The organism is Mesorhizobium onobrychidis (assembly GCF_024707545.1).
In the GTDB taxonomy this organism is placed as follows: domain Bacteria; phylum Pseudomonadota; class Alphaproteobacteria; order Rhizobiales; family Rhizobiaceae; genus Mesorhizobium; species Mesorhizobium onobrychidis.
The window spans coordinates 5,012,981-5,037,936 of sequence record NZ_CP062229.1; the positions used below are offsets into that span (position 1 = coordinate 5,012,981).

The following is a 24,956-nucleotide window of genomic DNA, read 5'->3' on the forward strand; positions in this document are numbered from 1 at the left end:
CACCCGGTCGGGCTAGCGCACGTGCGGGCAACAAAGTGCTACAGCGTCCTTTGTGGATCCAAAGGACGCGCGGCGCTGTAGGTAGCCGGCTGGATTTCCCGCATGAGAATGTCTATCTGCATAGTGGGATTTCTTTTTGCGCGGATTGCCGCCCAGGCCTGGGAGTGGCAAGACTCCGCCCCTGGCCAGCAGGCATCGAACATTGCGAGGACGCCATCATGGAATATCGTCAGATCGCCGAGGGCTACTCGGTCTCGGGTCAGATCCAGCCCGATGAGGTAGCCGCCATCAAGGCCGCCGGCTTCAAGAGCGTCATCTGCAACAGGCCGGATGACGAGCAGCCCGGCCAGCCATCAGCGGACAGCGTCAAGGCAGCGGTCGAAGCTGCCGGGCTCGCTTTCCGCTTCATCCCGGTCATCAGCGGCCAGATCACGGCCGAGAATGTCGGGGACCAGGCCGAGGCGCTCGACGAACTCGAAGGCCCGATCTTCGCCTATTGCCGTTCCGGCGCACGCTGCACCAATCTTTACGGGCTGATCCAGCAGTCGAAGGGCTAATTTAGATCGGCAGCGCTCCGGTTTCCTTCAGCGTTTCGAGCACGATCGCCGTCTTCACATGCTGCACGGACTCGTGCGGCAGAAGCACGCCGTTGACGAATTCCGACAGCGACTTCAGGTCCGGCGTAACCACCTTCAGGATATAGTCCATCTCGCCGGTTAGCGCGTGCGCCTCCTGCACTTCCGGCAGCCGCGCCACCAGTTCGCCGAAGCGCTGCGCATTGTCGCGGTTGTGGGTGGCCAGCGTCACCGAGATGACGTTGACCAGCGAGAAGCCGAGCTTGTCGCGGTCGAGCACCGCGCGATAACCCCTGATGTAGCCGTCCTCCTCCAGCCTCTGGCGGCGGCGCGAACATTGCGACGCCGACAGGTTCACCCGTTCCGAGAGATCATTGTTGGTCAGTCGTGCGTCGCCCTGCAACAGAGCCATTATCTTGCGGTCAAACTGATCAACGCGCGCGTCATCCATGAATTTTTCTTCCACTGTGCACAATTCTCGCATGATCTAATCGTTTAAAGCGTTTGAATGCAAGCACCATGCACCTGCTCCGCGCTATAATAGCGTCAAAATGGCCTTTTCCGGCCACGCAGCTTTTGGATGACAATGCCATGGGTCCCTTCCCGCACGATGCACCGCCCGCAAAGATCAGCAAAGCCAACCCCGCCGGCACCGACGGCTTCGAATTCGTCGAGTTCTCGCATCCCGAACCGGAAAAGCTCGCCGAGCTTTTCACCCGCATGGGCTATGTACCGGTAGCCAAGCACCGCACCAAGAACATCACCGTCTGGCGGCAGGGCGACATCAACTATGTCGTCAATGCCGAACCCGGCTCGCATGCGATGAAGTTCGTCGACAAGCATGGCCCCTGCGCGGCCTCGATGGCCTGGCGGGTCGTCGATGCCAAGCATGCCTTCGACCACGCCGTCGCCAAAGGCGCCACACCCTATGAAGGCGTCGACAAGGCGCTCGACGTGCCGGCAATCGTCGGCATCGGCGGTTCACTGCTCTATTTCATCGAGACTTATGGGGAAAAGGGCTCGGCCTATGATGCCGAGTTCGACTGGCTGGGCGCACGCGACCCGAAGCCGGAAGGCGTCGGCTTCTATTATCTCGACCACCTCACCCACAATGTCTATCGCGGCCAGATGGACAAATGGTGGGATTTCTATCGCGACCTGTTCGGCTTCAAGCAGATCCATTTCTTCGATATCGACGGCAAGATCACCGGCTTGGTCAGCCGCGCGATCACCTCGCCCTGCGGCAAGATCCGCATCCCGCTGAACGAGTCCAAGGATGACACTAGCCAGATCGCCGAATATCTGAAGAAGTACAATGGCGAAGGCATCCAGCACATCGCCGTCGGAACGGACGAGATCTACGGCGCCACCGACAGACTGGCCGCCAATGGGTTGAAGTTCATGCCAGGCCCGCCTGAGACCTATTACGACATGTCCCACGACAGGGTGAACGGCCATGACGAGCCGATCGAGCGCATGAAAAAGCACGGCATCCTGATCGACGGCGAAGGCGTGGTCGACGGCGGCACGACCAAGATCCTGCTGCAGATCTTTTCCAAAACCGTGATCGGGCCGATCTTCTTCGAATTCATCCAGAGGAAGGGCGACGAAGGTTTTGGCGAGGGCAATTTCCGCGCTTTGTTCGAATCGATCGAGCAGGACCAGATCAAGCGTGGCGTGCTGAAGGTGCAGGCGGCGGAGTGAGGCAGCGGCCTAACCTCTTGCGGTTGGATCAGTTGTGGCTCAGATTCTAGCCATGAATATTCCTGTCGCAGGCCAAATTGTCGGAACTCGTCAGGCGTGCGGAAGCCGGTGAGGAGATCGTGCTCACGCGCTACGGCAAAGTCGCGGCTCGCCTCGTGCCGCCGGCAACCGCCGAACACCTGCCTCGCATCGGCGCCTTGAAGGGTAGAATCCGGATCGCAGACGATTTTGACGAACTCGGTCCCGAGTGGGACGAGTACGTCAAATGAAGGCGGGTTAGCTCCCAGCCGTTAAGACGTCGCGTTGGCCTGATTACCCAAAGCCAACCTCTCGACCTCCGCTTTCCTGAGTTTCATATCATAGTCGAGGAAGAACTCGTCGAGCTGCGGCGGTTTCACCGATGTGCCGGACAGCATGGCGTGCACCTGGCCGCGATGATGGATGTCGTGGATGAAGAGGTGGGCGAGCAGGTCGCCGATGCGCTCCGGTATTTTTCCGTCCTCGCGCCGGTCGGTGATGACGCGGCGGTCCAGATCGTCGGTCGACAGGTGATCGCAAAAGGCGATCAATCGCCGGTCGGATGCAACCTGGGCGGCAAACAGCGCCTGTGGTTCATCGAACGGCACGAAATCGTCATGAGCCGCGGCGCCAACGCCACCCTGCTCGAGAAAATCGAGATAGAGATGATCGACAGCCAGGATGTGATTGAGCGTTGCCTTGATCGAGGGAAAGAAGCTGGTTCGCTCGGCATCGAATTCACCGGGCTCAAGCTGTAGCACGGCGCGGTAGAGCCGGTCGTTCGACCAGAGATTATTGCGTGCCATGCGGCGATTATGGTCCAGCAGGTCCACGTCACATACTCGCCCAACCAGCCCAGGCAATCAAGTTCACAGCAATACCGATAGCACCTATGGCTAGCAGACGAGCGATCATGCCACGCCGCAGCGCTTGCGTTTCAACATCGCTTGCAACGTGCCGGTTCAAAGCGACGTAAATAAGCTTCGCCGGACGCGCAACGCTGCTGAAGTTGTGGAGTCTTTCAGATCGGTCCTCAACCTGATGGCAAAGTCGGATTGCCGAAATTAGAGGCCAGGCAGTAGCGATGCCGCAAATTCCCACAAACCAGAGATAAGTAGCAGTGTACGGCATCCTGATCCTGCCAGCGCTTCGGAACGACGCTAGATATAGAATTGCTTCAAATTGCGTATTTCTCGACCTTCTGCTCGATCGCACCAAAAATTGAATGTCCGGTCCTGTCCTTCATCTCGATGCGCACCGTATCGCCAAAGCGCAGGAACGGGGTTGTCGGTTCGCCGGCTTCGATCGTTTCGATCATGCGCAACTCGGCAATGCAGGAATAGCCGGCGCCGCCCGCCGAGATAGGCTTGCCCGGGCCACCGTCGAGCTTGTTGGAGACCGTGCCCGAACCGATGATGGAGCCGGCGGCCAGCGGTCGGGTTTTTGCGGCATGCGCGATCAGCGCCGGAAAATCGAAGGTCATGTCCACGCCGGCGTTCGCCCGGCCGAATGGCTTGCCGTTGAGGTCGACCAGCAGCGGCAGGCTGACCTTGCCGCCATCCCAGGCATCGCCGAGTTCGTCCGGCGTTACCGCGACCGGCGAAAACGCTGAGGACGGCTTTGATTGGAAGAAGCCGAAGCCCTTGGCAAGCTCTGGCGCGGTAAGGGAACGCAGCGTGACGTCATTGACCAGCATGACCAGCCGGATCGCGGCCCGCGTCTCATCTAGGCTTGCTCCCATAGGCACATCATCGACAATGACGGCGACCTCCGCTTCCATGTCGACGCCAAAAGCCTCGTCGGCCGCCCGGATCGGATCACGTGGCGCGATGAAACTGTCCGAACCACCCTGATAAATCAGCGGATCGGTCCAGAAGCTTGCCGGCATTTCGGCGCCGCGCGCCTTCCGCACCAGCTCGACATGGCTCACATAGGCCGAGCCGTCGGCCCATTGATATGCGCGCGGCAACGGCGAATGGGCGTCATGCTCGTGAAAGCGCGCTGACGGCACCGCATTGTTCTCCAGCGATTCCGCCATGGCGGCGAGATGCGGCGCGATCCGGCTCCAGTCGTCGAGTGCCGCCTGCAGCGTCGGCACCAGAAACGAGGCATCGGTAAAGCGCGTCAGGTCGCGCGAGACGACGACCAGCTTTCCGTCGCGCGACCCGTCCTTCAATGTGGCAAGCTTCATGCGGTTTCCTCTTCTGGTGCGGCTTTGGTGCCGCTTTGAATTTTTGTTCTACGCCTGATCTCTTCCGAAAACCGGTTCTCACTTTTCGCTAGCGGTCCTTCGGTTCGGGATCATGCTCCAGTCCCACAACAAGGCCGTCGTGGGCGATCGTCAAGTCTCCGGCCCATGTTTTCCTGACGGCGGCGATCCAGTCGGCTTCGCCGATCTCGGGATCGTCGGCCGGAATGAGGTGGTTGAGCACCAGTCGCCCGACCCCGGCCTCCGTGGCGATGCGCCCCGCCTCCCCGGCGAAGCTGTGGCTGGCGAGCAGATGTTCCCTCAGCCGCGCGCCGTTGCCGGTCTTCGCTACGAGCCGCTCGATGCCTTCTTCCAGCATGGCTTCATGGACGAGGATGTCGGCGCCTTTGGCAAAATCGGCCAATGGCGGAAAGAATGCCGTATCGGCGGAGAACACGACGCTTTGTCCGGCATGCTCGAAGCGCAGCGCAAAGCAGTCGGTCACCGGCGGGTGGTCGACGCGCAGTGCTGAAATCTTCAGGCCGCGCTCCTCCATCACCCGGCCTTCGCCGAACTCGATGATCGAAACCATGTCGAGAATATCAGGCCGGCCTTCGTCGGCGATGCGGATCTCGATGTCGAATTCCATCGCCTGGCAAAAGCGCTGCCAGTAATGGTCGGTGCCGGGCGGGCCGAACACGGTGACCGGTGTCGCCAGACCCGCGGTCCAGGCGGTGTGGATCAGCGGACCGAGTTCCAGCACATGGTCGGAATGCAGATGCGTGATGAAGACCAGGTCGAGCGTCTTCAAGCTGATGCCGGCGTCGGCCAGCCCGCGCGTCACGCCAAGCCCGCAATCGACGACGATGTTGCGGCCGCCGATCTCCAGCAGCGATGAACTCGGCCATGGCCCGCCCGGCCGGAGCGCCGGGCCTCCCTTCGAGCCCAGCAGCACCAGCCGATCCCGCATTGAATCGGCGCTCAAGACCAGTCGCCCTCGGGCGTGCCGTTGAAACGCTTCTTCAGATCGGCCCAGCAGTCGATGTAATTATCCTGCCGGGTTTCGAGCTCGGCGCCGTAGCGGGTCAGCATCTGCGGGAATCGGGTCTCGAACATGAAGGCCATGGTGTTATCGAGCTTGACCGGTTTCAGCTCGGCGCGCGAGGCCTTTTCGAAGCCAGGCGCGTCAGGCCCGTGGGCCAGCATCAGATTGTGCAAGCTGATGCCGCCGGGGACAAAACCCTCTTCCTTGGCGTCGTACTGGCCGTGGATCAGGCCCATGAACTCGCTCATGATGTTGCGGTGATACCAGGGCGGGCGGAATGTGTTTTCGGCCACCAGCCAGCGCGGCGGGAAGATGACGAAGTCGATATTGGCGGTGCCCTCCTCGCCGCTTGGCGCGGTCAGCACGGTGAAGATCGACGGGTCGGGATGGTCGAACAGAAGCGCGCCGACCGGTGAAAATGTTGCAAGATCATATTTATAAGGCGCGTAGTTGCCGTGCCACGCCACCACGTCCAGCGGCGAATGGCCGATCTCGGTGACATGGAAATTGCCGCACCATTTGACGATCAGCCGACACGGCGTTTCCTTGTCCTCGAACCAGGCACAGGGCGTCTTGAAATCGCGCGGATTGGCCAGGCAATTGGCGCCGATCGGACCGCGGTCGGGCAGCGTCAGCTTGGCACCGTAATTCTCGCAGACATAGCCCCGCACCTCCTTGTCGACCAGCTCGACCTTGAAGACGAGGCCGCGCGGCAAGACCGCGATCTCGCCTGGCCTGAGCTCGATGACGCCCATTTCGGTGACGAAGCGCACGGCCCCAACTTGCGGCACAATCAGCAATTCGCCATCAGCGTTGAAGAAATGGTCGTCGGTCATCGAGCGGTTGGCGACATAGACATGCGCCGCCATGCCGGTCTGGCCCAGCACGTCGCCGGCAGTGGTGATCGAGCGCATGCCAGCGATGAAATCGGTCGGCTCGGTCGGCATCGGCACCGGGTTCCAGCGATACTGGCCGAGCGCCAGTTCGTGATCGCCGACATTGGGGGCGGTCTTCCACAAGGGAGAACTCACCGCCTTGAAGCGGCCGGTGTGCCTGACGCTCGGTCTGATACGGTAGAGCCAGGAGCGCTCATTGGTGCCGCGCGGCGCGGTGAAGGGCGAGCCGGACAATTGCTCGGCATAAAGGCCGTAGGCCGGCCGCTGCGGCGAGTTGCGCCCCTGCGGCAGCGAGCCAGGCAAGGTTTCGGTTTCGAAGTCGTTGCCGAAGCCCGGCATGTAGGAAAAGGTCATCCGATCCTCCTCGATTAACGCTGCCAGAGCGTCCTTTGCGCGTCAAAGGACGCGCGGCGCTCCGGGATTGACCAAATTGGTTTCATTTGTAACCATCGAAAATGTAACTATCAACCGCAGCGTCTGCCGGGATACGAAGCCATGGACGTCCTAGAACTGGAAAGCTTCCTGCCCTACCGGCTCTACCGTCTCGCCGATGCCGTCAGCCGCGAATTCTCAAAAGTCTACAAGGATCGTCACGGCCTGACGCGTCCGGAATGGCGCACGCTGGCCGGGCTCGGCCAGCGCGGCACGATGACCGCGACGGAACTCGGCGAACAATCGGCCATGCACAAGACCAAGGTTTCTCGAGCCGTGGCGGAGCTGGAGAGGCGCCGGTGGCTGATCCGAACTTCGGATAAAAATGACCGCCGCCTCGAACATCTGACCCTGACCAGAGCAGGCCTTGCCGCCTATGGCGAGATGGTGCCGCTCGCAAAAGCGTTCGAGCGGGAGTTGCTCGCGAGGCTCAGTGCGGAAGAGCGGGCGGCGATTGTCGGCGGGGTAGCGGCGCTGGAGGCAAAACTCACCTTGGGCTGAAATACTCCCACAGGTTCGACCGCCTCAGACATCAGATGGCTACGATGGCAGGCAACGTTCCTAAACCGTAGTAGGCACGTTCGTCCTCAATAATGCCTCTGACATAGCTTCGAAATGCTACCGGATCATCGATGTAGGCCAAGAGAAGCTGCGCCTGCGAAGCCGCGTGTCTTCGAACGCTTTCAAACAGCCGCCTTGCCGTTTCAAAGTCACCAGCCAAGCCGGCCGCCACCCCGGCGTGGAAAGCTGCCCATTCGCCGTACGCACCCGGCTGCAATTCATTCACGAGGATTGTGGCGGTCGCCTTCACGGAAGGGAACATCGATCGATGAATCTGGTCAATTTCGAGTACTTTCCTAGCCATTTGACCGACCAGAGGCACAAACTGTACGGAGTTCTGGAACTCAACGAACCCGCCGACGCGTTCAGAGCGATCGAAGGACAGTGTGTGCGGAGGCGAACCCCAAAGCCAGTGGACAGCCACGTTCAGGTAAGTGCCTTTGGACCAAGAGCTGGGCTGAAATTCGACTACACTCAGCCAGAAGCCACGATCAGCGATCCAGACACGTGACCGCCCCTTTCGCCGAAATCCGGCCGGCTGCAATGCGGTTTTTGCCTCCAAAGCAATGATACGTCCGTGCTCGTTTTCCGCCATTTTAGGACTCGCATAAAGGCAGCAAGCTTGGCGCTCACCAGTCCATCACCACCTTGCCGGAATTGCCGCTCTTCATCGCCTCGAAGCCGGAGATGTAGTCGTCGATGCCGATGCGGTGCGTGATCAGCCCGCTGACATCGAGCGGCCCCTGCACCAGGGCGATCATCTTGTACCAGGTCTCGAACATCTCGCGGCCGTAGATGCCCTTCAAATGCAGCATCTTGAAGATGACCTTGTTCCAGTCGATCTCGAAGCCGGTCGGCGCGATGCCGAGGATGGCGATCTTGCCGCCATTGTTCATGGTGTCGATCATGTCGCGGAAGGCGGGTGCTGCACCCGACATTTCCAGGCCGACATCAAAACCCTCGGTCATGCCGAGCGCCGGCATGACGTCGCGCAGCTTTTCCTTCGATGCATCGACGACATGCTGGACGCCGAGCTTTTTGGCCAGCGCCAACCGCACCGGATTGATGTCGGTGATGACGACTTTTCGCGCGCCGACGCATTGCGCCACCAGCGCGCCCATTATGCCAATCGGCCCGGCGCCGGTGACCAGCACGTCCTCGCCGACGAGATCGAAGGACAGCGCGGTGTGAACCGCATTGCCCAAGGGATCGAAGATCGCGGCGATCTCGTCCGGCACGTCGTCGGGGATCGGCACGACATTGTGCTGCGGGATCGCCAGATATTCGCCGAAGGCGCCGGGCCGGTTGACGCCGACACCGAGCGTGTTGCGGCAGAGATGCCCCCTGCCCGCGCGGCAGTTGCGGCAGTGGCCGCAGACGATGTGGCCTTCGCCCGAAACACGCTGGCCGATCTTGTATTCGGTCACCGCCGCACCGAAATCGGCGACCGTGCCGACGAACTCGTGCCCGGTCACCATCGGCACCGGGACGGTCTTTTGCGCCCACTGGTCCCAATTGTAGATGTGGACGTCGGTGCCGCAGATCGCGGTCTTCTTGATCTTGATCAGAACGTCGTTCGGGCCGATTTCCGGCACCGGCACTTCTTCCATCCAGATGCCCGGCTCGGCCTTGGCCTTGACCAGCGCCTTCATCATGTTCGACATTCTTTTGTCCCTTGAATCTCTTGATCCGGAATCGCTTTTGGCTTCCGGCCGTTCAGGAAATCACACCGAGTTCGCGCCCGACCGCACCGAACGCCTCGACCGCGCGGTCGATGTCGGCGCTGGAATGGGCGGCCGACATTTGCGTGCGGATGCGCGCCTGGCCCTTAGGCACCACCGGAAACGAGAAGCCGACGACATAGATGCCGCGCTTCAGCATGCGCGCCGCCATCTCCTGCGCCAGTGTCGCATCGCCCAGCATGACCGGGATGATCGGATGATCGGCGCCGGCAAGCGTAAAGCCGAGCATACCCATTTCAGACCGGAAGCGCGCCGCATTGGCATAGAGACGCTGACGCAGCGCATCGCCATTGCCGATCAGTTCGAAAACCCGGATCGAGGCGCCGGCGATCGCCGGCATCAGCGTGTTGGAAAACAGATAGGGACGCGAGCGCTGGCGCAACCAGTCGACCACCTGGCTCTTGGCCGATGTGTAGCCGCCCGATGCGCCGCCCAGTGCCTTGCCGAGCGTGCCGGTGATGATGTCCACCCTGCCCTCGACGCCACAATGCTCGGCCGAGCCGCGGCCGTTCTTGCCAACGAAGCCGACTGCATGGCTGTCATCCACCATCACCATTGCATCGTACTTCTCGGCGAGATCGCAGACGCCCTTCAGATTGGCTATGATGCCGTCCATGGAAAATACACCATCGGTGGCGATCAGCCGAAAACGGCAATCCCTTGCCTCCTTCAGCCGCGCCTCCAGATCGGCCATGTCGTTGTTGGCGTAGCGGAAGCGCTTCGCCTTCGACAGCCGCACGCCGTCGATGATCGAGGCGTGGTTCAGCGCGTCCGAAATGACCGCATCCTCCTGGCCGAGCAGCGTCTCGAACAGGCCGCCATTGGCATCGAAGCACGAGCCGTAGAGGATCGTATCCTCCATGCCGAGAAAGCCAGAAATCGTCGCCTCGAGCTGCTTGTGCTCTTCCTGCGTGCCGCAGATGAAACGCACCGACGCCATGCCGTACCCGTAGCGGTCAAGCGCCTGCTTGGCCGCGTCGCGCAATTCGGCGCTGTCTGCCAGCCCGAGATAGTTGTTGGCGCAGAAATTCAGCACCTTTTCCCCGCCCACCTCGATCTCTGCCGACTGCGTCGAGGTGATCACCCGCTCGGATTTGTAGAGGCCGGCCGATTTCAGCCCTTGAAGCTCGCTATCGATATGGGAGAGGAATGCCGCGCTCATGATCAGGCCTGTTGAGATTGAATGGACTGTCGCCCCGCGCGGGCGAAAAATCCACCGCAAAAGCGACTGCTTCGGTGAGGCGCCGGCCAGTGGCCAGAATGGCGCCCCAGAATGCCGCCAATGGCGGATGCTCAAATGCAGGTGCGGCGCGAAAGAACGCGATAACCATTTCGCGAGCTTTCCACCGCTGCTGCTATGTCGACTTCCAGAGCTGTTAACACTTTCAAGCCAATGGTTCTCATACCCAAAAATCTGTCGGCGAGAGGGACCGCCCCAGAAAATGTCGCAGCAACCGGCGCAAACCATTTCGGGCAGGCTCATACTGCTGATCAAGGCAGGCTATTGGCTGGCGCTGCTGATCATTGCAGCCATGGTGATGGCCTCCTTCATCCTTCTCCAGCAGATGATGGCTGCCCAGCGGCACGACGACACGCTGCTCGATATTGTCGGCATGCAAAAGGTGCTGTCGCAACGCATTGTCTTCCTTGCCAACGCGGCAGGTGCAGCTTCGCGCAACCAACAACCGGCTCTGGTCACCGCATTCAAACAGGCCACGGCCGACTTCGAGAGGAACTACGACCTTCTGCTCGAGCGGGTCGTCGCCGACCCGGCGTCACCGGCAAGGTTCGATCAAAAATCAGTCGAGAGCGTACTTTTCGCCAAGCCGTTTCATCTCGATTACTTCTCGGTCGGGCTTATCGCCAACGGCCAACGCCTGGTTTCGGCGTTTGAATCACGACTCGGTATGGCCGACAATGGCGGCTACAAGGGCGGCGGCGAACGCGTCAACCTCGACGCTTCCATCGCCAATGCGACCCTGTCGGGCTATGCGGCACTCGGCCAGCGCATCAGCGCCCATGCCGATGCGCGATCCGAAACACTTCTCGATCTCCATCGAACGCTGTTCTACACCACCATCGGCGTCATCGTGCTGGTGGCACTTTTCATCTTCAGGCCGATGTCGAACGCCATTCTGCGCAAGACGCATGAACTGATCGATGCCCGCAATTCCATGGCCTTCATCGCCGTGCATGACGGCCTTACCGGCCTGCACAACCGCACCTTCCTGACCGACCATTTCGATACGCTGATCAAGGGGGCACAGCGCCGGCGAGAGCGGCTTGCGGCGGTCCACCTCGACCTCGACCGGTTCAAGCAGATCAACGACACGCTTGGCCACGCCGCCGGCGACTATGTGCTGGTGGTGACCGCGCAGCGCATGCGCGATTCCTGCCGGGCGTCGGATCTCTGCGTGCGTCTCGGCAGCGATGAGTTCGTAATGATCCTCAATGGTGCCGGCGGCACCGAAGACATCAACATGGTCGCCAGGCGCGTCCTGACGCAGATCAACGAACCGATCGTCTTTCGGGGCACGACCATCCTTCCGGGCGCCAGCGCCGGCGTCGCCGTCTATCCGGTCGACGCCGACAATGCGCAAGATCTGCTCGTCCATGCCGACCTCGCGCTCCACTCCGCCAAGAAGCAGAGTGGCGGCGGCCTCTCATTCTTCTCCGAGGAGTTGCGGCATGAACTCGATTTCCGCAAGCAGCTCGAGCATGACATTAGGATCGCGATCGCGGAGAAGGCGTTCCAGGTCTATTTCCAGCCGCAGGTTTCGTTGTCGAACGGCACGATCGGCGGCATCGAGGCGCTGGTTCGCTGGAAACATGCCGAGCGCGGCATGATCGCACCGGGCGAGTTCATTCCCGTCGCCGAAAAATGCGGACTCATGCCGGAGATCGGCCGCATCGTCATCGCCAAGGCAATCAGCGAGGCGGCCGAGTGGAACCGCGCCGGAGTTGCCTTCGGACGGCTCGCCGTCAACGTGTCCGGCTCTGAACTGCGTGAGCCCGATTTCGACGCCTTCCTCTTCGGCGTGCTGGAAAAAACTGGTCTGCCGCCACAAAAACTTTCGCTGGAAATCGTCGAATCCGTCATTCTCGACGACGAGAAGACCGGCATCGCGGCAAAGCTGCGGCACATCCGCGCCGCCGGTGTTCATCTCGAACTCGACGATTTCGGCACCGGCTACGCGTCGCTCAGCCACGTCAACCCGAACGAGATCGACCGGCTGAAGATCGATCGCCGCTTCGTCCAGAACATCAATGAGAACGACGACAATACCAAGATCGTGCGGGCCATCACCGAACTCGCCCGCGGCCTCGGCATCTCGATCGTTGCCGAGGGCGCCGAAACCGAGGCCGAGCTCGATTCGCTGATGGCGATCGGCTGCGACCAGGTGCAGGGCTATTCCATCGCCTTCCCGATGCCGCAGGACACGGCACGCGAATGGCTGGTCGCGCGGGCGCCGAAGAAAGCCAGGCTAACGGTGCTGCGGGGAAGCCGGGCGTAAGGCGCCAACCTTGACATGCCGCCTTGGAAATGGCGGCCTGACGGGTGAGTCCGGCTAAGGCCGATCTGCCGCTGACTGCCGCAATGGCGGCAAGTTCTTCAGCGGGTTGAGGATCGGCACCCCGAGCGGAGCAAAATGACGCTCGTTGTCGGTCAGTATCGTCAAACCGTGGACCTCGGCCGTCGCGGCGATCGCTATGTCTTCGAACCCTGGCCGATGCGCCCTTGCCCGATCAAGGATGGACCCGGCGGCATGTGCGGCGCGCAAATCGAAGGGAAGAACCCTCTTTCCATAAAGGTGCTCGAGCGCTTGCCACCAGTTGCGTAGCAAAGCCGCCTTTGTCGTCGCACCCTCGCGCTCGGCCTTCGCTATCCCTGCAGCGATTTCGGATACAGTGACAACGGACAGGAACAGGTATTCGCTGACTTTGTCGAGCCATGTTGCCAGCGTTGCCCGATCCGCATTCTTGGCCGGAGCGATTGCCGAGATGATGTTGGTGTCCAGCAGAAACATCAGGACCAATTGACCGAGTTACAACGCAACCTTGCGAACCTGTTTGCGAGAACGGGGAGGAATATCGCCTTTGTCACCGGGAAAAGCCGCCAGCAATTGTCCGAAGCTAGGCACCCGCGACAGCCGTTCGTAGTCTTCGAACGACAGGATCACGGCCTGCTTGCGCCCGTGACGCGTGATGATGGCAGGTTCTCCCGCCACGGCCCGATCGACCACCGCCGACAGCGTAGCCTTGGCATCCTTCAACTGAATCTCGCGCATGCTGTTGCCCTCGTATATGACCATTGTGGTCATATGTAACATCTCGGGGTCGTTGAAACAATGCGTTCGGCAATTGGGATCAATCGACATTCGCCCGCAGCGCCGCCAGGACTTCCGCGAACTCCGCCAGCCTCTCGTCGGACAACCCGGTCCGCAGCCGCTTATCGAAGGCGAGTGCTGCCGTGCGCAATTTCAGGAACAGCGCCTCGCCGGCATCGGTCAGTTCGACCTGATGAACCCGGCGATTGAGGGGATCGCGGCGCCGGGTCAGCAAGCCTTGCGTCTCCATCGCGTTCAGATGGTGGGTCAGCGTCGCGCCTTGGATTCCGATCATGCCGGCGAGCTCGCGTTGGTTGGCCAGCTCGCGCGACTTGATCGACAACAGAGTGACCCAGACCGGCAGCGTGCCGCCCGCCTCGACCAAGGCGGCGTCGAAGGCCTGTGCGACAAGCTTTGCGGTGCGGGCGAGATTCATCCCGACTGGCGGGCGATCAAAAGGCGTCATGATCCGACACTAGAGCAAGGGAAAGACCGATGGAACTGGCCCCATGCTTATACATTGACACCTAATCATTAGATATCTAACCTTATGGTGAGCGGTGGGGAAAGGAGGAAATGCGGTCATGCAGTATGTCTACATCATCGTCCTCGGCCTTCACGTATTGGCCGGTGTGTTCTGGGCTGGAACGACCATCGCGGTCGCCCGCGATCCGGAGATTCGGATCGAACGGTTTTTCCGGCCGCAAATGGGAGCGGCCGGCATGGTTTTCCTGACCGGCGCTCTGCTCTGGTATTTCTTCCACGGCGGCTATTTCGGTTCGATGGAAATCGTTCTGGCCCTGGGTATCGCGACGGCCCTGATTGCCGCCGGTGTCCAGGGCGCGCTGGTCGGCTCTGCCAGCAGGCGGCTTGCCGGCACTGACGCGGCGACGGAAGCCCAGCTGCGCGCGAAAATGACAAGGGGCGAACGCATCGCTGGTGGGCTGCTGGTCATCACCGTACTTTGTATGGCTACCGCCAGGATGTTCTGAGTGGGGCCTGCCGCAATCACAGTTCAAGAGATCGCACGGTGTCTGGCGGCAAGCCGGCGGCGTGCGCGGCGCGCAGATCGGACCGACGTGCCTGATGGCTCTCCGTACGGAGGTTCTGCTGCGCGCCACCCAATCAATCCGAAGTGATCTTCAGATCCGCAATCCGAACCTTATGCCGTCATAGACTGCTGCGTGGATGTTGCGCGATGCAACCGCATCGCCGATGCGGAAGAGCACGAAACCGCCTTGCGGATTGCGCGCCGGAAAAATGTCGCCGCCATTGACCAGCCGCTCGTAATCGACCGCACCGCCGTTCTTCGACAGCGGTTTCAGTGCGAGATAGAGATCATCGAGCGGCAGCGTGCCGTGCTCGACCACCACCTGATCCACCCGCCGCTCGCCGCGCCAACCGTCGGCGAAGTCTGAGCCGAGTTCGGCGACCAGTTGGTTGCCCTCGCGCCGCACCGAACGCAGCCGCGTGTTGATGGTTATGGTGACGCCCTTCTCCTGGAAGGCGCGCATATAGGGCACGTGGTTCATGCCGCCCATCTCCGGGGCGAAGAAGCGTTCGGGCGAAACCAGCTCAAGCTTTGCACCGCTATTGGCGATCAATTCGGCCGCACCCATGCCCTGATGGCCGCCATTGTCGTCATAGAGCAGCACGTGTTCGGCCGGCTTGACGCTGCCCGCCATGATATCCCAGCTCGAAGTGACGAGATTGTCGCCCGCCGCCAGCGGCGGGTTCTGCGGCAGGCCGCCGGTGGCGATCACCACCACGTCCGGCGACAGCGCCAGAATATCGTCCTTCTCCGCCCAGGTGTCGTAGCGGATCTCAACGCCAAGCCGGTCGAGCTCGGCCAGCCGCCAATCGATGATGCCGATCAGCTCCTTTCGGCGTGGGTTTTGCGTCGCCAGCCGCACCTGGCCGCCGGCCTGGCTCGACGCTTCCAGCACCGTCACGTTGTGCCCGCGCTCGGCCGCGACACGCGCCGCCTCCAGGCCGCCGGCCCCGGCGCCGACGACGACCACCTTCCGTTTCGGTCCCTCGGTCTTCAGGATGATGTGCGGGATATCAGCCTCGCGGCCGGTTGCCGCGTTGTGGATGCACAGCGCCTCGCCCCCTTCATAGATGCGGTCGAGGCAGTAAGTGGCCCCGACGCAAGGCCGGATCTCGTGCTCGCGGCCCTCCATCACTTTCCGAACGATGTGCGGATCGGCGATGTGGGCGCGGGTCATGCCGACCATGTCGAGCTTGCCGGTGGCGATGGCGTGACGCGCGGTGGCAACATCGGCAATGCGCGCCGCATGGAAGGTCGGGAATTTCGTCGCCGCCCTCACCTCGCCGGCGAAGTCGAGATGCGGCGACGAGCGCATGCCGGTCACCGGGATGACCTTAGTCAGCGCGGCATCGGTTTCGATCGAGCCACGGATGATGTTGAGGAAGTCGACCTTGCCAGAGCCGGCCAGCCGCCTGGCGATCTCGACGCCTTCCTGTTTCGACAAGCCCTTCTCGAAATCCTCGTCGGCGACCATGCGGATGCCGACGACGAACTTGTCGCCGACCGCTGCCCGCACGGCGTCGAGCACCATGCCGGTGAAGCGCAAGCGGTTGTCGAGCGAGCCGCCGAAATCGTCGTCGCGCTGGTTGGTGGCGGGCGACCAGAAGCCGTCCATCAGATGGCCGTAGGCCTCGAACTCGATGCCGTCCAGGCCGGCGGCCTGGCAGCGCTGGGCGGCGGCGGCGTAGTCGGCGACGATGCGCTCGATATCCCAGTCCTCGATTGTCTTGGGAAAGGCACGATGCGCCGGCTCGCGCACCGGCGACGCGGACAGCACCGGCAGCCAGTCGGCCTTGTTCCAGCCGGTACGGCGGCCGAGATGGGTGATCTGGATCATCACCTTGCAGTCGTGCTCGTGGCAGGCATCGGCGAGCTCCGTGAGCCATGGCACGATCCGGTCGTCATAGACGTGCAGATTGCCGAAGGCGGCCGGGCTGTCGCGCGAGACGATCGCCGAACCGGCGGTCATGGTCAGCGCCATGCCGCCTTTGGCCTTTTCGGCGTGGTAGAGCCGATAGCGCTCTTTCGGCATACCGTCCTCGGAATAGGCCGGCTCATGGCTGGTCGACATGACCCGGTTCTTCAGCGTCAGATGCTTGAGCTGGTAAGGCTGGAGAAGCGGATCGTTAGTGGTCATCGTCTTCCTACTGTTTCAAATTGTGCTAATGAACGGCAAATTTTGATTTTACGCATGTCGTTGTCCCAAAACCGCTGCGCACCCTCGGGTCAGGCCCGTGGGCAGGCTTTTTGGGCGACATGCAGTAAGGAACCCGCCCATGACCGATACGAAAAACCTTACCCAGCTCGGCACCAACGTCGAGGCGCCACAGAGCCCTGAAGCGGCAGTCCTGGAAACCGTGCCGTTTTCGCGCGGCGACGGGCCGCCGGCCATCGTTCGCTTCACCTGCCCGGAATTCACCTCGCTCTGCCCGGTCACCGGCCAGCCGGATTTCGCCCATATCGTCATCGACTATGCGCCCGATACGCTGCTGGTGGAATCGAAGTCGCTCAAGCTGTTCATGACCTCGTTTCGCAACCATGGCGCCTTCCATGAAGAATGCACCGTCATGATTGGCCGCCGCATCATCGCCGCGACCAAACCACTGTGGTTGCGCATTGGCGGCTATTGGTATCCGCGCGGCGGCATTCCCATCGACGTGTTCTGGCAGACCGGTGTGCCGCCGGAAGGCGCCTGGCTGCCCGACACCGGCGTCGCACCCTATCGCGGGCGCGGCTGAGCCTGAGTTTCTAAGGAACGCACGTTGCATCAGTTGAGCGGCAGCCGCCGGTAGCGGCCAGGGTTGTTCGGGTCGCTGAAATGGCCCATCGGCCCGTGTTCGGCGAAGTGCCCGGCCCAGCGCTTCATTGCAGCGGGGTCGAGCTCGACGCCCAGTCCGTGGCCCTCCGGCACACGCACCGTGTTGCCGGTCTGCCGGAACGGACCGTCCTTGATGACGTCGCCGATCTGCCAGCGAAACAGCGATTGCGACGCTTCCGTGATCCATGGCGTCGCCGCCACGACATGCAGATAGGCTGATGTCATGATGCCGAGATCGTTTGAATAACACCAGAACCCCTTGCCCATCGCCTCACAGGCGGCGATGAATTTCAGGGTTTTCGACAGTCCGCCGAGTGCTGCGAAATTGCAGACGAAGTAATCCGGCGCACCAAGCGCGACCGCACGTCTGAGATCCGGGATGTGCGTGGAGAACGGAATGCGCGAATGCTGGCGCAGCGCCGCCATCTCCTCGAAGGTCGCGACCGGATCTTCGTAGTTGCGGATGTTGAACGGCTCGATCTCGCGCAGCACCCAGCGCGCGGTGGTCAGCGACCACTGCATGTTGGAATCGAGTTTGATCTGCGCCTTGTCGCCAAGCGCCTCGCGCAGCATGCGCACGGTCCTGATCTCGAGCTCGGGATCGCCCATGATCAGCTTGCCCTCGAAGATGGTCGAGCTATGCTCCTCGCGCATCTTTAGGCAGTACTCGACGATCGCTTCGGACGTCATTTCGCCACCCGCTCCGCCCTGCGCGGCGCGAAACGAGAAATATTCCGAAAACGGAATGTCCTTGCGCACCGCGCCGCCGAGGACTTTGTAGAGCGGCATGCCGAAGACCTTGCCTCTGATGTCCCACAGCGCCAGTTCGACGGCGCCGAAGGCCACGGAGGCGGCATTCTCGCCGGTGTTGGCGGTGATCTGCCAGGGCGGCACGCTGCGCGCCTCGCAGTCGGCGATGTCGAGCGGATCGGCGCCGATCAGCGCCGGCGCGATCTCGGCCTTGATCACCTCGCCGAAATGCCACCAAGGCGCCTCGCCCAGTCCGACTACGCCTTCGTCCGTCTCGACTTCTATGATCGATTTCGAGGCGCCGCCATAAAGCCCGGCCGTCCACCAGAATGGGGCGTCTAACGGAACGTTGACATGGGCGACGCGGATATTGGTGATCTTCATCGGTTCCCTTCTCACTCACACTGATATTGGCTGAGCGCCCATTCGCCGGTCACCGACAAAAGGTCCGTGATCTTCCAATCGCCGTCGACTTTCCTGAATTTCCACTCCAGCCGGTGCGGATTGTCGGCGACGACGAAGGCGACGACGACCTTGGCCTCGTCGCCCTTGACCGCTTCAATGGTCTTCAGGCTCTTATCGATCTCGGCTTTGTCGTACGCCGCATTGTCGAGCGCCATGTTGGGATCGAGGCACTCGCCCTGCCCCGATTTCCGCAGTGCATCGCTCTTGTCGAGCACCGACTTCGCCGGATCGGCGAAGTGGCTGCGCAGGGCCGGTTCGAGCTCGAGCCCGACATGCTCGTAGAACGGTTTCACCACCGCCGTCGGCGAACCCGGCTGCGCCGGCGCTGCCCGTTGATTTTCTGCCGGCGGCGGCGCAGCCGGTGGAGTTGCAGGCGCCGCATTATCGGCCGGCGCATTTGCGGGCGGCGCGCTGAACAGTCCCTGAGCGGCGGTGCTGCTCAACCCCGCCGCCAGCAGGCACACAGTCGCCAGGGACCGGCAGCGGGCCATGGCATCACTCCGGAGTCTGGCCAGCCAGGCATTCGAGCGCACTCAGCGTCCAGCCGCTGGTCTTTGAGGTGATGTCGGCGATCTTCCACCGGCCGTCGATCTTCTTGAGCGACCAGACCATTTCGCGTTTGGAATCATCGCCTTCCGGGAAAAGATTGAAGGTCACCGTCACGCTGGCGCTATCGCCATCCACCGCTTCCGACAGCTTCAGCGTCTTGGCGACTGTCTTCTCGTCATAGTCCTGCGCGTCGAGACCGGGGGCGAAATCGATGCAAGGCACCTCGTCCGGCTTGTTCTTCTGCGCCAGGTCGTTGAGGTCGAACAGCTTGGTCACCGGCTCGGTGAAACGGTCGCGGTATTTCGCGTCGGCCTCGAACTTGACTTCGGGCATGTAGAAGAACTTCACCGCATTGGATGCCGGCCCGGCAAAGGCGGCCGCAGGCGCTGCGATCGAGAGAGCGGCGGCAAGCACAGTCAGTCTCATCCGATAATCTCCAGGGTTTCGTGGTGGGAACCGTTCAATACCACGAATCCTGCATCCCGGCTTTTTTGCAGCCCATGAAATCCCCTTGGGCGCTAACTCAGGCGCCCTGGGGAGCTAACTCAGGCGTCCAGCCAGACGTTCTCGAGATCCATCTCGAAGGTCTGGTGGACAGCGTAATTCTTCACCTTCTTGTCCATATGGCTGAACAGCTTCTGCCAAAATGGCTGAACGATGACGCCCGAATCCTGCAGGATCTGCTCAACGTCCTTCATGACCTCGCGGCGCTTCTCCACGTCGATGAGCGAGAGAGCCTGCTTGAGCTTGGCATCGAAATCGGGATTCGAATACGCCGTTTCATTCCAGGCCTCGCCGGTGCGATAGCCAAGCGCCAGCACCTGAACACCGAGCGGGCGCATGTACCAGATGGTCATGGAATAGGGGTATTTCGTCCAGTCGTTCCAGAAGGTCGACCCCGGCAGCACCGTGCGCTTCACCTTGATCCCGGCATCGCGCAGCTGGCCGGCAATCGCGTCGCCGGTGTTCTTCTGCCAATCGTCCTCGACGGTGATCAGTTCATGCTCGAAGTCGGCCTGTCCGGCCTCGGCCATCAGCGTCTTGGCCGCCGCCGCGTCGCGTGTCTTCTTGGGCAGCGGGTAGTATTCCGGATGGATCGGGCTGACATGGTGGTTTTCACCGACGGTCCCGCGCCCGGCGTAGCCGAGTTCGAGCACCGCATTGTTGTCGACGGCCATTTGCAGGGCGTTGCGCACCCGTTGGTCATCATAAGGCTTGTGAGTGATATTGGTCCGGGCAACGAGCGTGGTCGCTGTCCCGACCTCCGATTTCACCAGATCCATCTGGTCGAGGATGTCGATGAAGTCGGCGGGTGTCTCGAAATTGACGTCGATTTCGCCGGATTCGAAGGCATTCACCGAAGCATTGAAGTCGGTGCCGTAGTCGATGAATTCGACACTGTCGAGCGGCGCTTCACCACCCCACCACTTGCCATTCTCACGACGCTTGACGACCGCTTTCTCGCCGACCGAATAAGACACGAGTTCGAACGGCCCGGTGCCAATCGGCTTTTTGATAGGATCGGCGCCGTCGGCATCGAATTTGCGATGGACGACGAGCGCCGGATAGTCGGTAAAGTTCGGGATCAGCGAAATGTCCGGTTCATTCAGCTTCAGCTTGACCGTGTTGTCGTCGACCTTGGTGATTGCGCCTTCCCTGGCCTTGCCGGATGCGGCGTCGATCAGCGCGCCGACTCGTGCGGCCATGGAATTGCCGGCGGCACCCTTCTCGCACCAGCGCGTTAGATTATAGACCACATCTTCGGCATTGAAAGCATCGCCGTTGTTCCAGGTGACGCCCTTGCGCAGATGCAGCACGTATTCGGTGGCGTCGTCGTTGACGTCCCAGCTTTCAAGCAGGACCGGCTCGAATGTGAATTCGCCCGTGTAGCGGACAAGCGGTTCCAGCCAGGTGCGGGTGATGTTTGCCATCTCCACCCAGTCGTAAGTGCGCGGATCCTTTTGTCCTTTCACCGCCATCGAAACGTGCAGCGTTCCGCCTTTCTTCGGCTCTTCGGCCAAGGCCCGTTCCGGCACGGCAAGACCGATCATGCCGTAGGCAAGGGCCGTCGATGCGCCGAAGGCGCTTGCCAGCGCCAGAAACTCGCGCCGGTCCATGCGACCCGCACGCGTCTCTTCCGCCATCACCTCGATGGCGCCCGGCACGCGATCGCCTTTGCTTCTGAAGAATGTCATTTTTTCCTCCCGTCTGGTTCCCGTCAGGTCTTCGCCTGTCCTATTAACTAACGCTGTCCGGCAGCTTTTCCTCGCGCAGCGCGATCAAATCTTTGAGACCATCGGCGATGCCTTCGTCGAGCTTCGGCTCCTCATAATCCGCGAGCATGTTGCGTGCTTTCTCGCGGCCGCGGGTATCGTGGTCCTTTGCCCCTTCAGCCTTCCACTGTTCGTACGAATTGAAGTCCATGACGCTGGGCATGAAGAAGGCGGACTCGAAATGTTCGAGCGTGTGTTGGGTGCCGAGGAAATGGCCGGCAGGGCCTATTTCGCGGACCGCCGCCATCGCGTCCTTGAAATCGTCGAAGGAGAGCCCGCCTGCGTATTTGTACCAGCCAACAAGCTGTTCGCAGTCCGTCGCGAATTTTGAATAGCCGCAGGTCAGGCCGGCCTCGAGCCATCCGGCGGAGTGCCAGATGTAGTTGGCACCGGAAAGGATGGCGGCATGCATCAGCATATTCGCCTCGTAGCCCGCCTGGGCGTCGTTCAGCTTCGAACCGACATGGAAGCCCGACGTGCGCCATGGCAGCCGGTATTTCCGCGCCAGTGCTCCCATCAGATACATCATCTGCGCGGCCTCTGGCGTGCCGCCCATGGGAGCGCCGGTCTTCATGTCGACTGTGACCATGAACTGTCCGTAGATTTGCGGCGAACCCGGGCGCAGAAGCTGCGTGAATGCGACGCCCGCCAGCGCTTCCGCGTTGACCTGCGCGACCGCACCCACGGCAGAGGCAGAAGTCGAGGCGCCGCAGAGGGCGAAGGGCGCGAGAATCAGCGGCTGGTTGTGGCGCGCATAGACCTTCATTGCGTCCAGCATGGTAGCATCCCACACGAGCGGCGAATTGCAGTTGGTGATCGCAACCAGGACCGGGTTGTCACGGACATAGTCCTCGCCGAACACGACGCCTGCCATCGCCATCGTGTCTTCGGCTCGATCCTTGGAGGTCACGATACCCATGAACGGCTTGTCGGAATGCTTCAGCGCCGAATGAATGATGTGGAGGTGACGCTTCGGCACCGCAATTTCCATCGGCTCGCAGATGATCGAGCTCGACGAGTGCAGCGCTGGCGCCATGTAAGCGAGCTTATGAAAATTCTGAAGGTCGGCGAGCGTGCCATAGCGCCTGACGTTGTCGAGGTCGCGCACGTAAGGCGCGCCATACATCGGCACGAAGATGGAATTCTTACCGCCGACGCGGACCGAGCGCTCGGGGTTGCGCGCATTGAGCGTGAACTCCGGCGGGACTTTCGAGACGAGTTCCATCAAGAGCGCGCGGTCAATGCGGACGCGCGTCTCAGAGACATCGGCTCCGGCGGCCTTCCACAGTGCTATGGCCTCGTCGTCGCGGAACTCGCAGCCAACCTCTTCGAGGATCGAGAGCGACTCCTGGTGGATCAGCTCGACAGCCTCGTCCGGGACCATTTGGTATGCGGGTATGTTGCGAACGAGCGTGGGAAACGACGCCATGGGAGTTCCCCGCAGCGCCTTGCGCCCCAGGCGACCACCCGCTCGACGGTTGGCGTGTTCGTTCACTTCAGCGGCCGGTGCGTTCATGGAAACTCCATCCTCCCAGAGCCAGTCAACTTAGCGAGACAGAATATAGCTGTGACGCTGGAAAATCCTGATCTCTTGTATAAGTTCAACTTATGCGAAGCCTGCGCCACCTGCTGCCGTCCGCCGGCAGCCTGATCGTTTTCGAAGCCGCCGGGCGGCTGTCGAGTTTTACCGCCGCCGGGCGAGAGCTCGGCATGACGCAGGCTGCCGTGTCCTACGCGATCCGGGGGCTTGAAGAGCAGCTCGGCGCGAAACTCTTCCAGCGTCGCCATCGACAAGTCAGCCTGACCGAAGCCGGTGACCGCTTTCACGCCGACGTCTCGCTTGGCCTGTCGCACATCCGCAAATCGGCGGAGGATTTGCGCCTACAGGCGACCGGCGGCCATGTGACGCTTGCCGCGTCGACCGCTTTCGGCTCCTTTTGGATGATGCCGCGCCTGCAGCAGTTCCGCGACGAACTGCCGGGCATTGACCTGCGCATCCAGACCGCCGACCGCGATCTCGACATCATCGCCGAGGGCATCCCGCTCGCTGTGCGCGGTGGCGAGCCCCGGGAATGGCCGGACTATCATTCACTGCCACTGGCCGACGAGGAGATATTCCCCGTCGCCGGCGTGAGCTATGTGGCACGGTTCGGGCTGCCGGAAACCGTCGAGGATCTTCCATCACACCGGCTCATCCATCTCGAAGAGCCGTTTCGAGAGGCCGCGAGCTGGGACGAGTGGTTCGCCTCGGCCGGGGTCAACATCACCGATGTCGGGCGCGGCTTGCGCATCAACGATTATGCCCTGGTGATCCAGGCGGTCATGGAAGGGCAAGGCATTGCGCTGGGTTGGGGTCACCTTGCCGAGCGCCTGCTGGCGTCAGGACTGCTGGTGCGCGTCACCAGCCACACGATGACGACCGGCAAGGGCTTTCATGTCATCTGGTCGAGAAACCGCGAGCTCAGCGACAATGCTCGCAAGGTGCGGGACTGGCTGGCCGCGCAAGCATGAGGCTCCCATTAATGCTCAATCAACCGTCACGACGATCTTGCCGAATTGCTCGTTCGACTCGAGAAAGCGATGCGCTTCGACGATCTGCTCGAATGAAAAGGTTTTGGCGATTGCCGGCTTTAGCGAACCTGACATCAATCCGTCGAGGATGAACGCCTTGGCAGCTTCCAACTTCACCGGATCGCCAGTGATCTCGTGGACGAGATAGCCGCGCAGCGTTAGCGTCTTGGCCAGCACGGCGAACAGCGGGAACGGCGTCGGCTCGGGGCTCAAGCCGCCATATTCGATGAGAATGCCACCCCGTGCCATCGCGGCCGTCAGAGGCTCGAAAATCGGGCCGCCGACTGCGTCGAACACCACTCGAATGTTCTCCGGACCGGCGATTTCCTTCAGCCGGGCTTCCAGATATTCTTCCGCTGAAGCGACGACATGGGCCGCGCCGAACTTGAGCAGGGCCTCTCTCTTGGCAGATGTCCGCGTGACCGCGATCGCGGTCGCACCAACGATGTTGGCAATCTGGATCGCGGCAAGTCCGACACTGCTCGATGCTGCGGTAATGACGACAAAGTCCTCCTTGCTGAGCTTGGCAATGTCGATCAGTGCACCATAGGCGGTGAGATATTGCATCCAGCCGGCTGCCGCCTCTTCCCAGCTGAGCGATGGCGGATGTTTGACCACGAGCTCGGCGGGATATGTGGCAATCTCACCATAGGCGGGCCAGCGGGCCATCGATAATGGCGGCACGACGCTGACGGCGTCACCTGGCGCAAAACCGTGCACGGCTTCGCCGACCGCTTCGACGACACCCGCTGCCTCAAGGCCAAGACCGGAAGGCAACGGCGGCGTCTGGATATAAGTGCCCGAACGCAGCAGCGCCTCGGCCCGGTTGAGACCCAATGCCTTGACCCGGATCTGAATCTCGCCCTGACCGAGCGCGGGAATATCGAGATTCTCGATGCGCAGAACCTCGGGACCACCATGCTTATGAAAGCGAACAACACGTGCCATGCGTTCATAACTCCAAAATATTTGAACCGAATACGCTATGCC

General features: G+C 61.5%; 26 protein-coding genes. 8 read left to right on the plus strand and 18 right to left on the minus strand.

Annotated elements, in window-relative coordinates; genetic code table 11:
- Window positions 1–218: 218 nt before the first annotated feature.
- A complete protein-coding gene (locus tag IHQ72_RS24920) occupies window positions 219–557 on the plus strand; it encodes a protein tyrosine phosphatase family protein (protein WP_258117933.1) in 339 nt (112 codons plus the stop codon).
- Between the two features lies 1 nt (window position 558).
- Here the strand turns inward: IHQ72_RS24920 and IHQ72_RS24925 are convergent, their stop codons facing one another.
- A complete protein-coding gene (locus tag IHQ72_RS24925) occupies window positions 559–1,026 on the minus strand; it encodes an Lrp/AsnC family transcriptional regulator (RefSeq protein WP_077372472.1) in 468 nt (155 codons plus the stop codon).
- Between the two features lie 140 nt (window positions 1,027–1,166).
- Between IHQ72_RS24925 and hppD the strand changes: the two genes are divergently transcribed.
- Together hppD and IHQ72_RS24935 are read left to right on the plus strand one after the other, a co-directional pair.
- On the plus strand, window positions 1,167–2,279 hold the full coding sequence (gene hppD, locus IHQ72_RS24930) for a 4-hydroxyphenylpyruvate dioxygenase (RefSeq protein ID WP_258117939.1): 1,113 nt from the start codon (window positions 1,167–1,169) through the stop codon (window positions 2,277–2,279).
- 77 nt (window positions 2,280–2,356) lie between these two features.
- Window positions 2,357–2,548, plus strand: a complete 192-nt coding sequence (locus IHQ72_RS24935) for a type II toxin-antitoxin system Phd/YefM family antitoxin (protein WP_258117940.1) — start codon at window positions 2,357–2,359, stop codon at window positions 2,546–2,548.
- Between the two features lie 21 nt (window positions 2,549–2,569).
- Here IHQ72_RS24935 and IHQ72_RS24940 read toward each other — a convergent pair whose 3' ends face one another.
- The 4 genes from IHQ72_RS24940 to hmgA all read right to left on the minus strand — a co-directional run bounded on the left by IHQ72_RS24940 (window position 2,570) and on the right by hmgA (window position 6,780).
- On the minus strand, window positions 2,570–3,130 hold the full coding sequence (locus tag IHQ72_RS24940) for a DinB family protein (protein ID WP_258117941.1): 561 nt from the start codon (window positions 3,128–3,130) through the stop codon (window positions 2,570–2,572).
- 344 nt (window positions 3,131–3,474) lie between these two features.
- Complete coding sequence (locus IHQ72_RS24945) at window positions 3,475–4,488, minus strand: fumarylacetoacetate hydrolase family protein (protein ID WP_258117942.1); 1,014 nt, start codon at window positions 4,486–4,488, stop codon at window positions 3,475–3,477.
- A gap of 88 nt (window positions 4,489–4,576) precedes the next feature.
- A complete protein-coding gene (locus IHQ72_RS24950) occupies window positions 4,577–5,455 on the minus strand; it encodes an MBL fold metallo-hydrolase (RefSeq protein ID WP_258123926.1) in 879 nt (292 codons plus the stop codon).
- An 11-nt stretch (window positions 5,456–5,466) separates the two neighbouring features.
- Window positions 5,467–6,780 (minus strand): homogentisate 1,2-dioxygenase, encoded by a 1,314-nt coding sequence (gene hmgA, locus IHQ72_RS24955; RefSeq protein WP_258117943.1) that lies wholly within the window; start codon window positions 6,778–6,780, stop codon window positions 5,467–5,469.
- Between the two features lie 141 nt (window positions 6,781–6,921).
- On the opposite strand from hmgA, the gene IHQ72_RS24960 reads away from it, so the two are divergent.
- The gene (locus IHQ72_RS24960) at window positions 6,922–7,359 is read left to right on the plus strand and encodes a MarR family winged helix-turn-helix transcriptional regulator (protein ID WP_258117944.1); all 438 of its coding nucleotides are present in this window, start codon (window positions 6,922–6,924) and stop codon (window positions 7,357–7,359) included.
- A 31-nt stretch (window positions 7,360–7,390) separates the two neighbouring features.
- Here IHQ72_RS24960 and IHQ72_RS24965 read toward each other — a convergent pair whose 3' ends face one another.
- From IHQ72_RS24965 to IHQ72_RS24975, 3 genes are read right to left on the minus strand one after another with little or no spacing between them, the layout of a single operon-like run.
- Complete coding sequence (locus IHQ72_RS24965; protein ID WP_258117945.1) at window positions 7,391–8,014, minus strand: DUF4304 domain-containing protein; 624 nt, start codon at window positions 8,012–8,014, stop codon at window positions 7,391–7,393.
- A 34-nt stretch (window positions 8,015–8,048) separates the two neighbouring features.
- The gene (gene tdh, locus IHQ72_RS24970; RefSeq protein WP_258117946.1) at window positions 8,049–9,083 is read right to left on the minus strand and encodes an L-threonine 3-dehydrogenase; all 1,035 of its coding nucleotides are present in this window, start codon (window positions 9,081–9,083) and stop codon (window positions 8,049–8,051) included.
- Window positions 9,084–9,135: 52 nt separating this feature from the next.
- Complete coding sequence (locus tag IHQ72_RS24975) at window positions 9,136–10,323, minus strand: glycine C-acetyltransferase (RefSeq protein ID WP_258117947.1); 1,188 nt, start codon at window positions 10,321–10,323, stop codon at window positions 9,136–9,138.
- 280 nt (window positions 10,324–10,603) lie between these two features.
- Between IHQ72_RS24975 and IHQ72_RS24980 the strand changes: the two genes are divergently transcribed.
- The gene (locus IHQ72_RS24980) at window positions 10,604–12,676 is read left to right on the plus strand and encodes a putative bifunctional diguanylate cyclase/phosphodiesterase (protein ID WP_258117948.1); all 2,073 of its coding nucleotides are present in this window, start codon (window positions 10,604–10,606) and stop codon (window positions 12,674–12,676) included.
- Window positions 12,677–12,730: 54 nt separating this feature from the next.
- Here IHQ72_RS24980 and IHQ72_RS24985 read toward each other — a convergent pair whose 3' ends face one another.
- From IHQ72_RS24985 to IHQ72_RS24995, 3 genes are all read right to left on the minus strand, one after another.
- Entirely contained in the window at window positions 12,731–13,189 is a 459-nt protein-coding gene (locus tag IHQ72_RS24985) for a type II toxin-antitoxin system VapC family toxin (protein ID WP_258117949.1), read from the minus strand.
- 18 nt (window positions 13,190–13,207) lie between these two features.
- The gene (locus tag IHQ72_RS24990) at window positions 13,208–13,450 is read right to left on the minus strand and encodes a type II toxin-antitoxin system Phd/YefM family antitoxin (protein WP_258117950.1); all 243 of its coding nucleotides are present in this window, start codon (window positions 13,448–13,450) and stop codon (window positions 13,208–13,210) included.
- 79 nt (window positions 13,451–13,529) lie between these two features.
- Window positions 13,530–13,955 carry a MarR family winged helix-turn-helix transcriptional regulator gene (locus tag IHQ72_RS24995; RefSeq protein WP_258117951.1) on the minus strand — a complete coding sequence of 142 codons (426 nt, stop codon included), beginning with the start codon at window positions 13,953–13,955 and terminating at the stop codon, window positions 13,530–13,532.
- 118 nt (window positions 13,956–14,073) lie between these two features.
- Here IHQ72_RS24995 and IHQ72_RS25000 point away from each other — a divergent pair, with 118 nt between their 5' ends.
- Entirely contained in the window at window positions 14,074–14,481 is a 408-nt protein-coding gene (locus IHQ72_RS25000; protein WP_258117952.1) for a hypothetical protein, read from the plus strand.
- A 150-nt stretch (window positions 14,482–14,631) separates the two neighbouring features.
- Here IHQ72_RS25000 and IHQ72_RS25005 read toward each other — a convergent pair whose 3' ends face one another.
- Entirely contained in the window at window positions 14,632–16,677 is a 2,046-nt protein-coding gene (locus IHQ72_RS25005) for an oxidoreductase (protein WP_258117953.1), read from the minus strand.
- A gap of 139 nt (window positions 16,678–16,816) precedes the next feature.
- On the opposite strand from IHQ72_RS25005, the gene queF reads away from it, so the two are divergent.
- On the plus strand, window positions 16,817–17,278 hold the full coding sequence (gene queF, locus IHQ72_RS25010; protein ID WP_258117954.1) for a preQ(1) synthase: 462 nt from the start codon (window positions 16,817–16,819) through the stop codon (window positions 17,276–17,278).
- Window positions 17,279–17,307: 29 nt separating this feature from the next.
- Here queF and IHQ72_RS25015 read toward each other — a convergent pair whose 3' ends face one another.
- The 5 genes from IHQ72_RS25015 to IHQ72_RS25035 form a co-directional block, all read right to left on the minus strand.
- Window positions 17,308–18,492, minus strand: coding sequence for a mandelate racemase/muconate lactonizing enzyme family protein (locus tag IHQ72_RS25015; RefSeq protein WP_258117956.1), 1,185 nt, complete (start codon window positions 18,490–18,492; stop codon window positions 17,308–17,310).
- A gap of 11 nt (window positions 18,493–18,503) precedes the next feature.
- On the minus strand, window positions 18,504–19,064 hold the full coding sequence (locus tag IHQ72_RS25020; RefSeq protein ID WP_258117957.1) for a hypothetical protein: 561 nt from the start codon (window positions 19,062–19,064) through the stop codon (window positions 18,504–18,506).
- A gap of 4 nt (window positions 19,065–19,068) precedes the next feature.
- A complete protein-coding gene (locus IHQ72_RS25025) occupies window positions 19,069–19,548 on the minus strand; it encodes a DUF3828 domain-containing protein (RefSeq protein ID WP_258117959.1) in 480 nt (159 codons plus the stop codon).
- A gap of 119 nt (window positions 19,549–19,667) precedes the next feature.
- On the minus strand, window positions 19,668–21,317 hold the full coding sequence (locus IHQ72_RS25030; protein WP_258117960.1) for an ABC transporter substrate-binding protein: 1,650 nt from the start codon (window positions 21,315–21,317) through the stop codon (window positions 19,668–19,670).
- Between the two features lie 43 nt (window positions 21,318–21,360).
- Complete coding sequence (locus IHQ72_RS25035) at window positions 21,361–22,911, minus strand: trimethylamine methyltransferase family protein (protein ID WP_258117962.1); 1,551 nt, start codon at window positions 22,909–22,911, stop codon at window positions 21,361–21,363.
- A gap of 92 nt (window positions 22,912–23,003) precedes the next feature.
- On the opposite strand from IHQ72_RS25035, the gene IHQ72_RS25040 reads away from it, so the two are divergent.
- Window positions 23,004–23,906 (plus strand): LysR substrate-binding domain-containing protein, encoded by a 903-nt coding sequence (locus tag IHQ72_RS25040; RefSeq protein ID WP_258117963.1) that lies wholly within the window; start codon window positions 23,004–23,006, stop codon window positions 23,904–23,906.
- A 15-nt stretch (window positions 23,907–23,921) separates the two neighbouring features.
- On the opposite strand, the gene IHQ72_RS25045 is transcribed toward IHQ72_RS25040, so the two are convergent.
- Window positions 23,922–24,914, minus strand: a complete 993-nt coding sequence (locus tag IHQ72_RS25045; protein ID WP_258117964.1) for a zinc-dependent alcohol dehydrogenase family protein — start codon at window positions 24,912–24,914, stop codon at window positions 23,922–23,924.
- Window positions 24,915–24,956 lie beyond the last annotated feature (42 nt).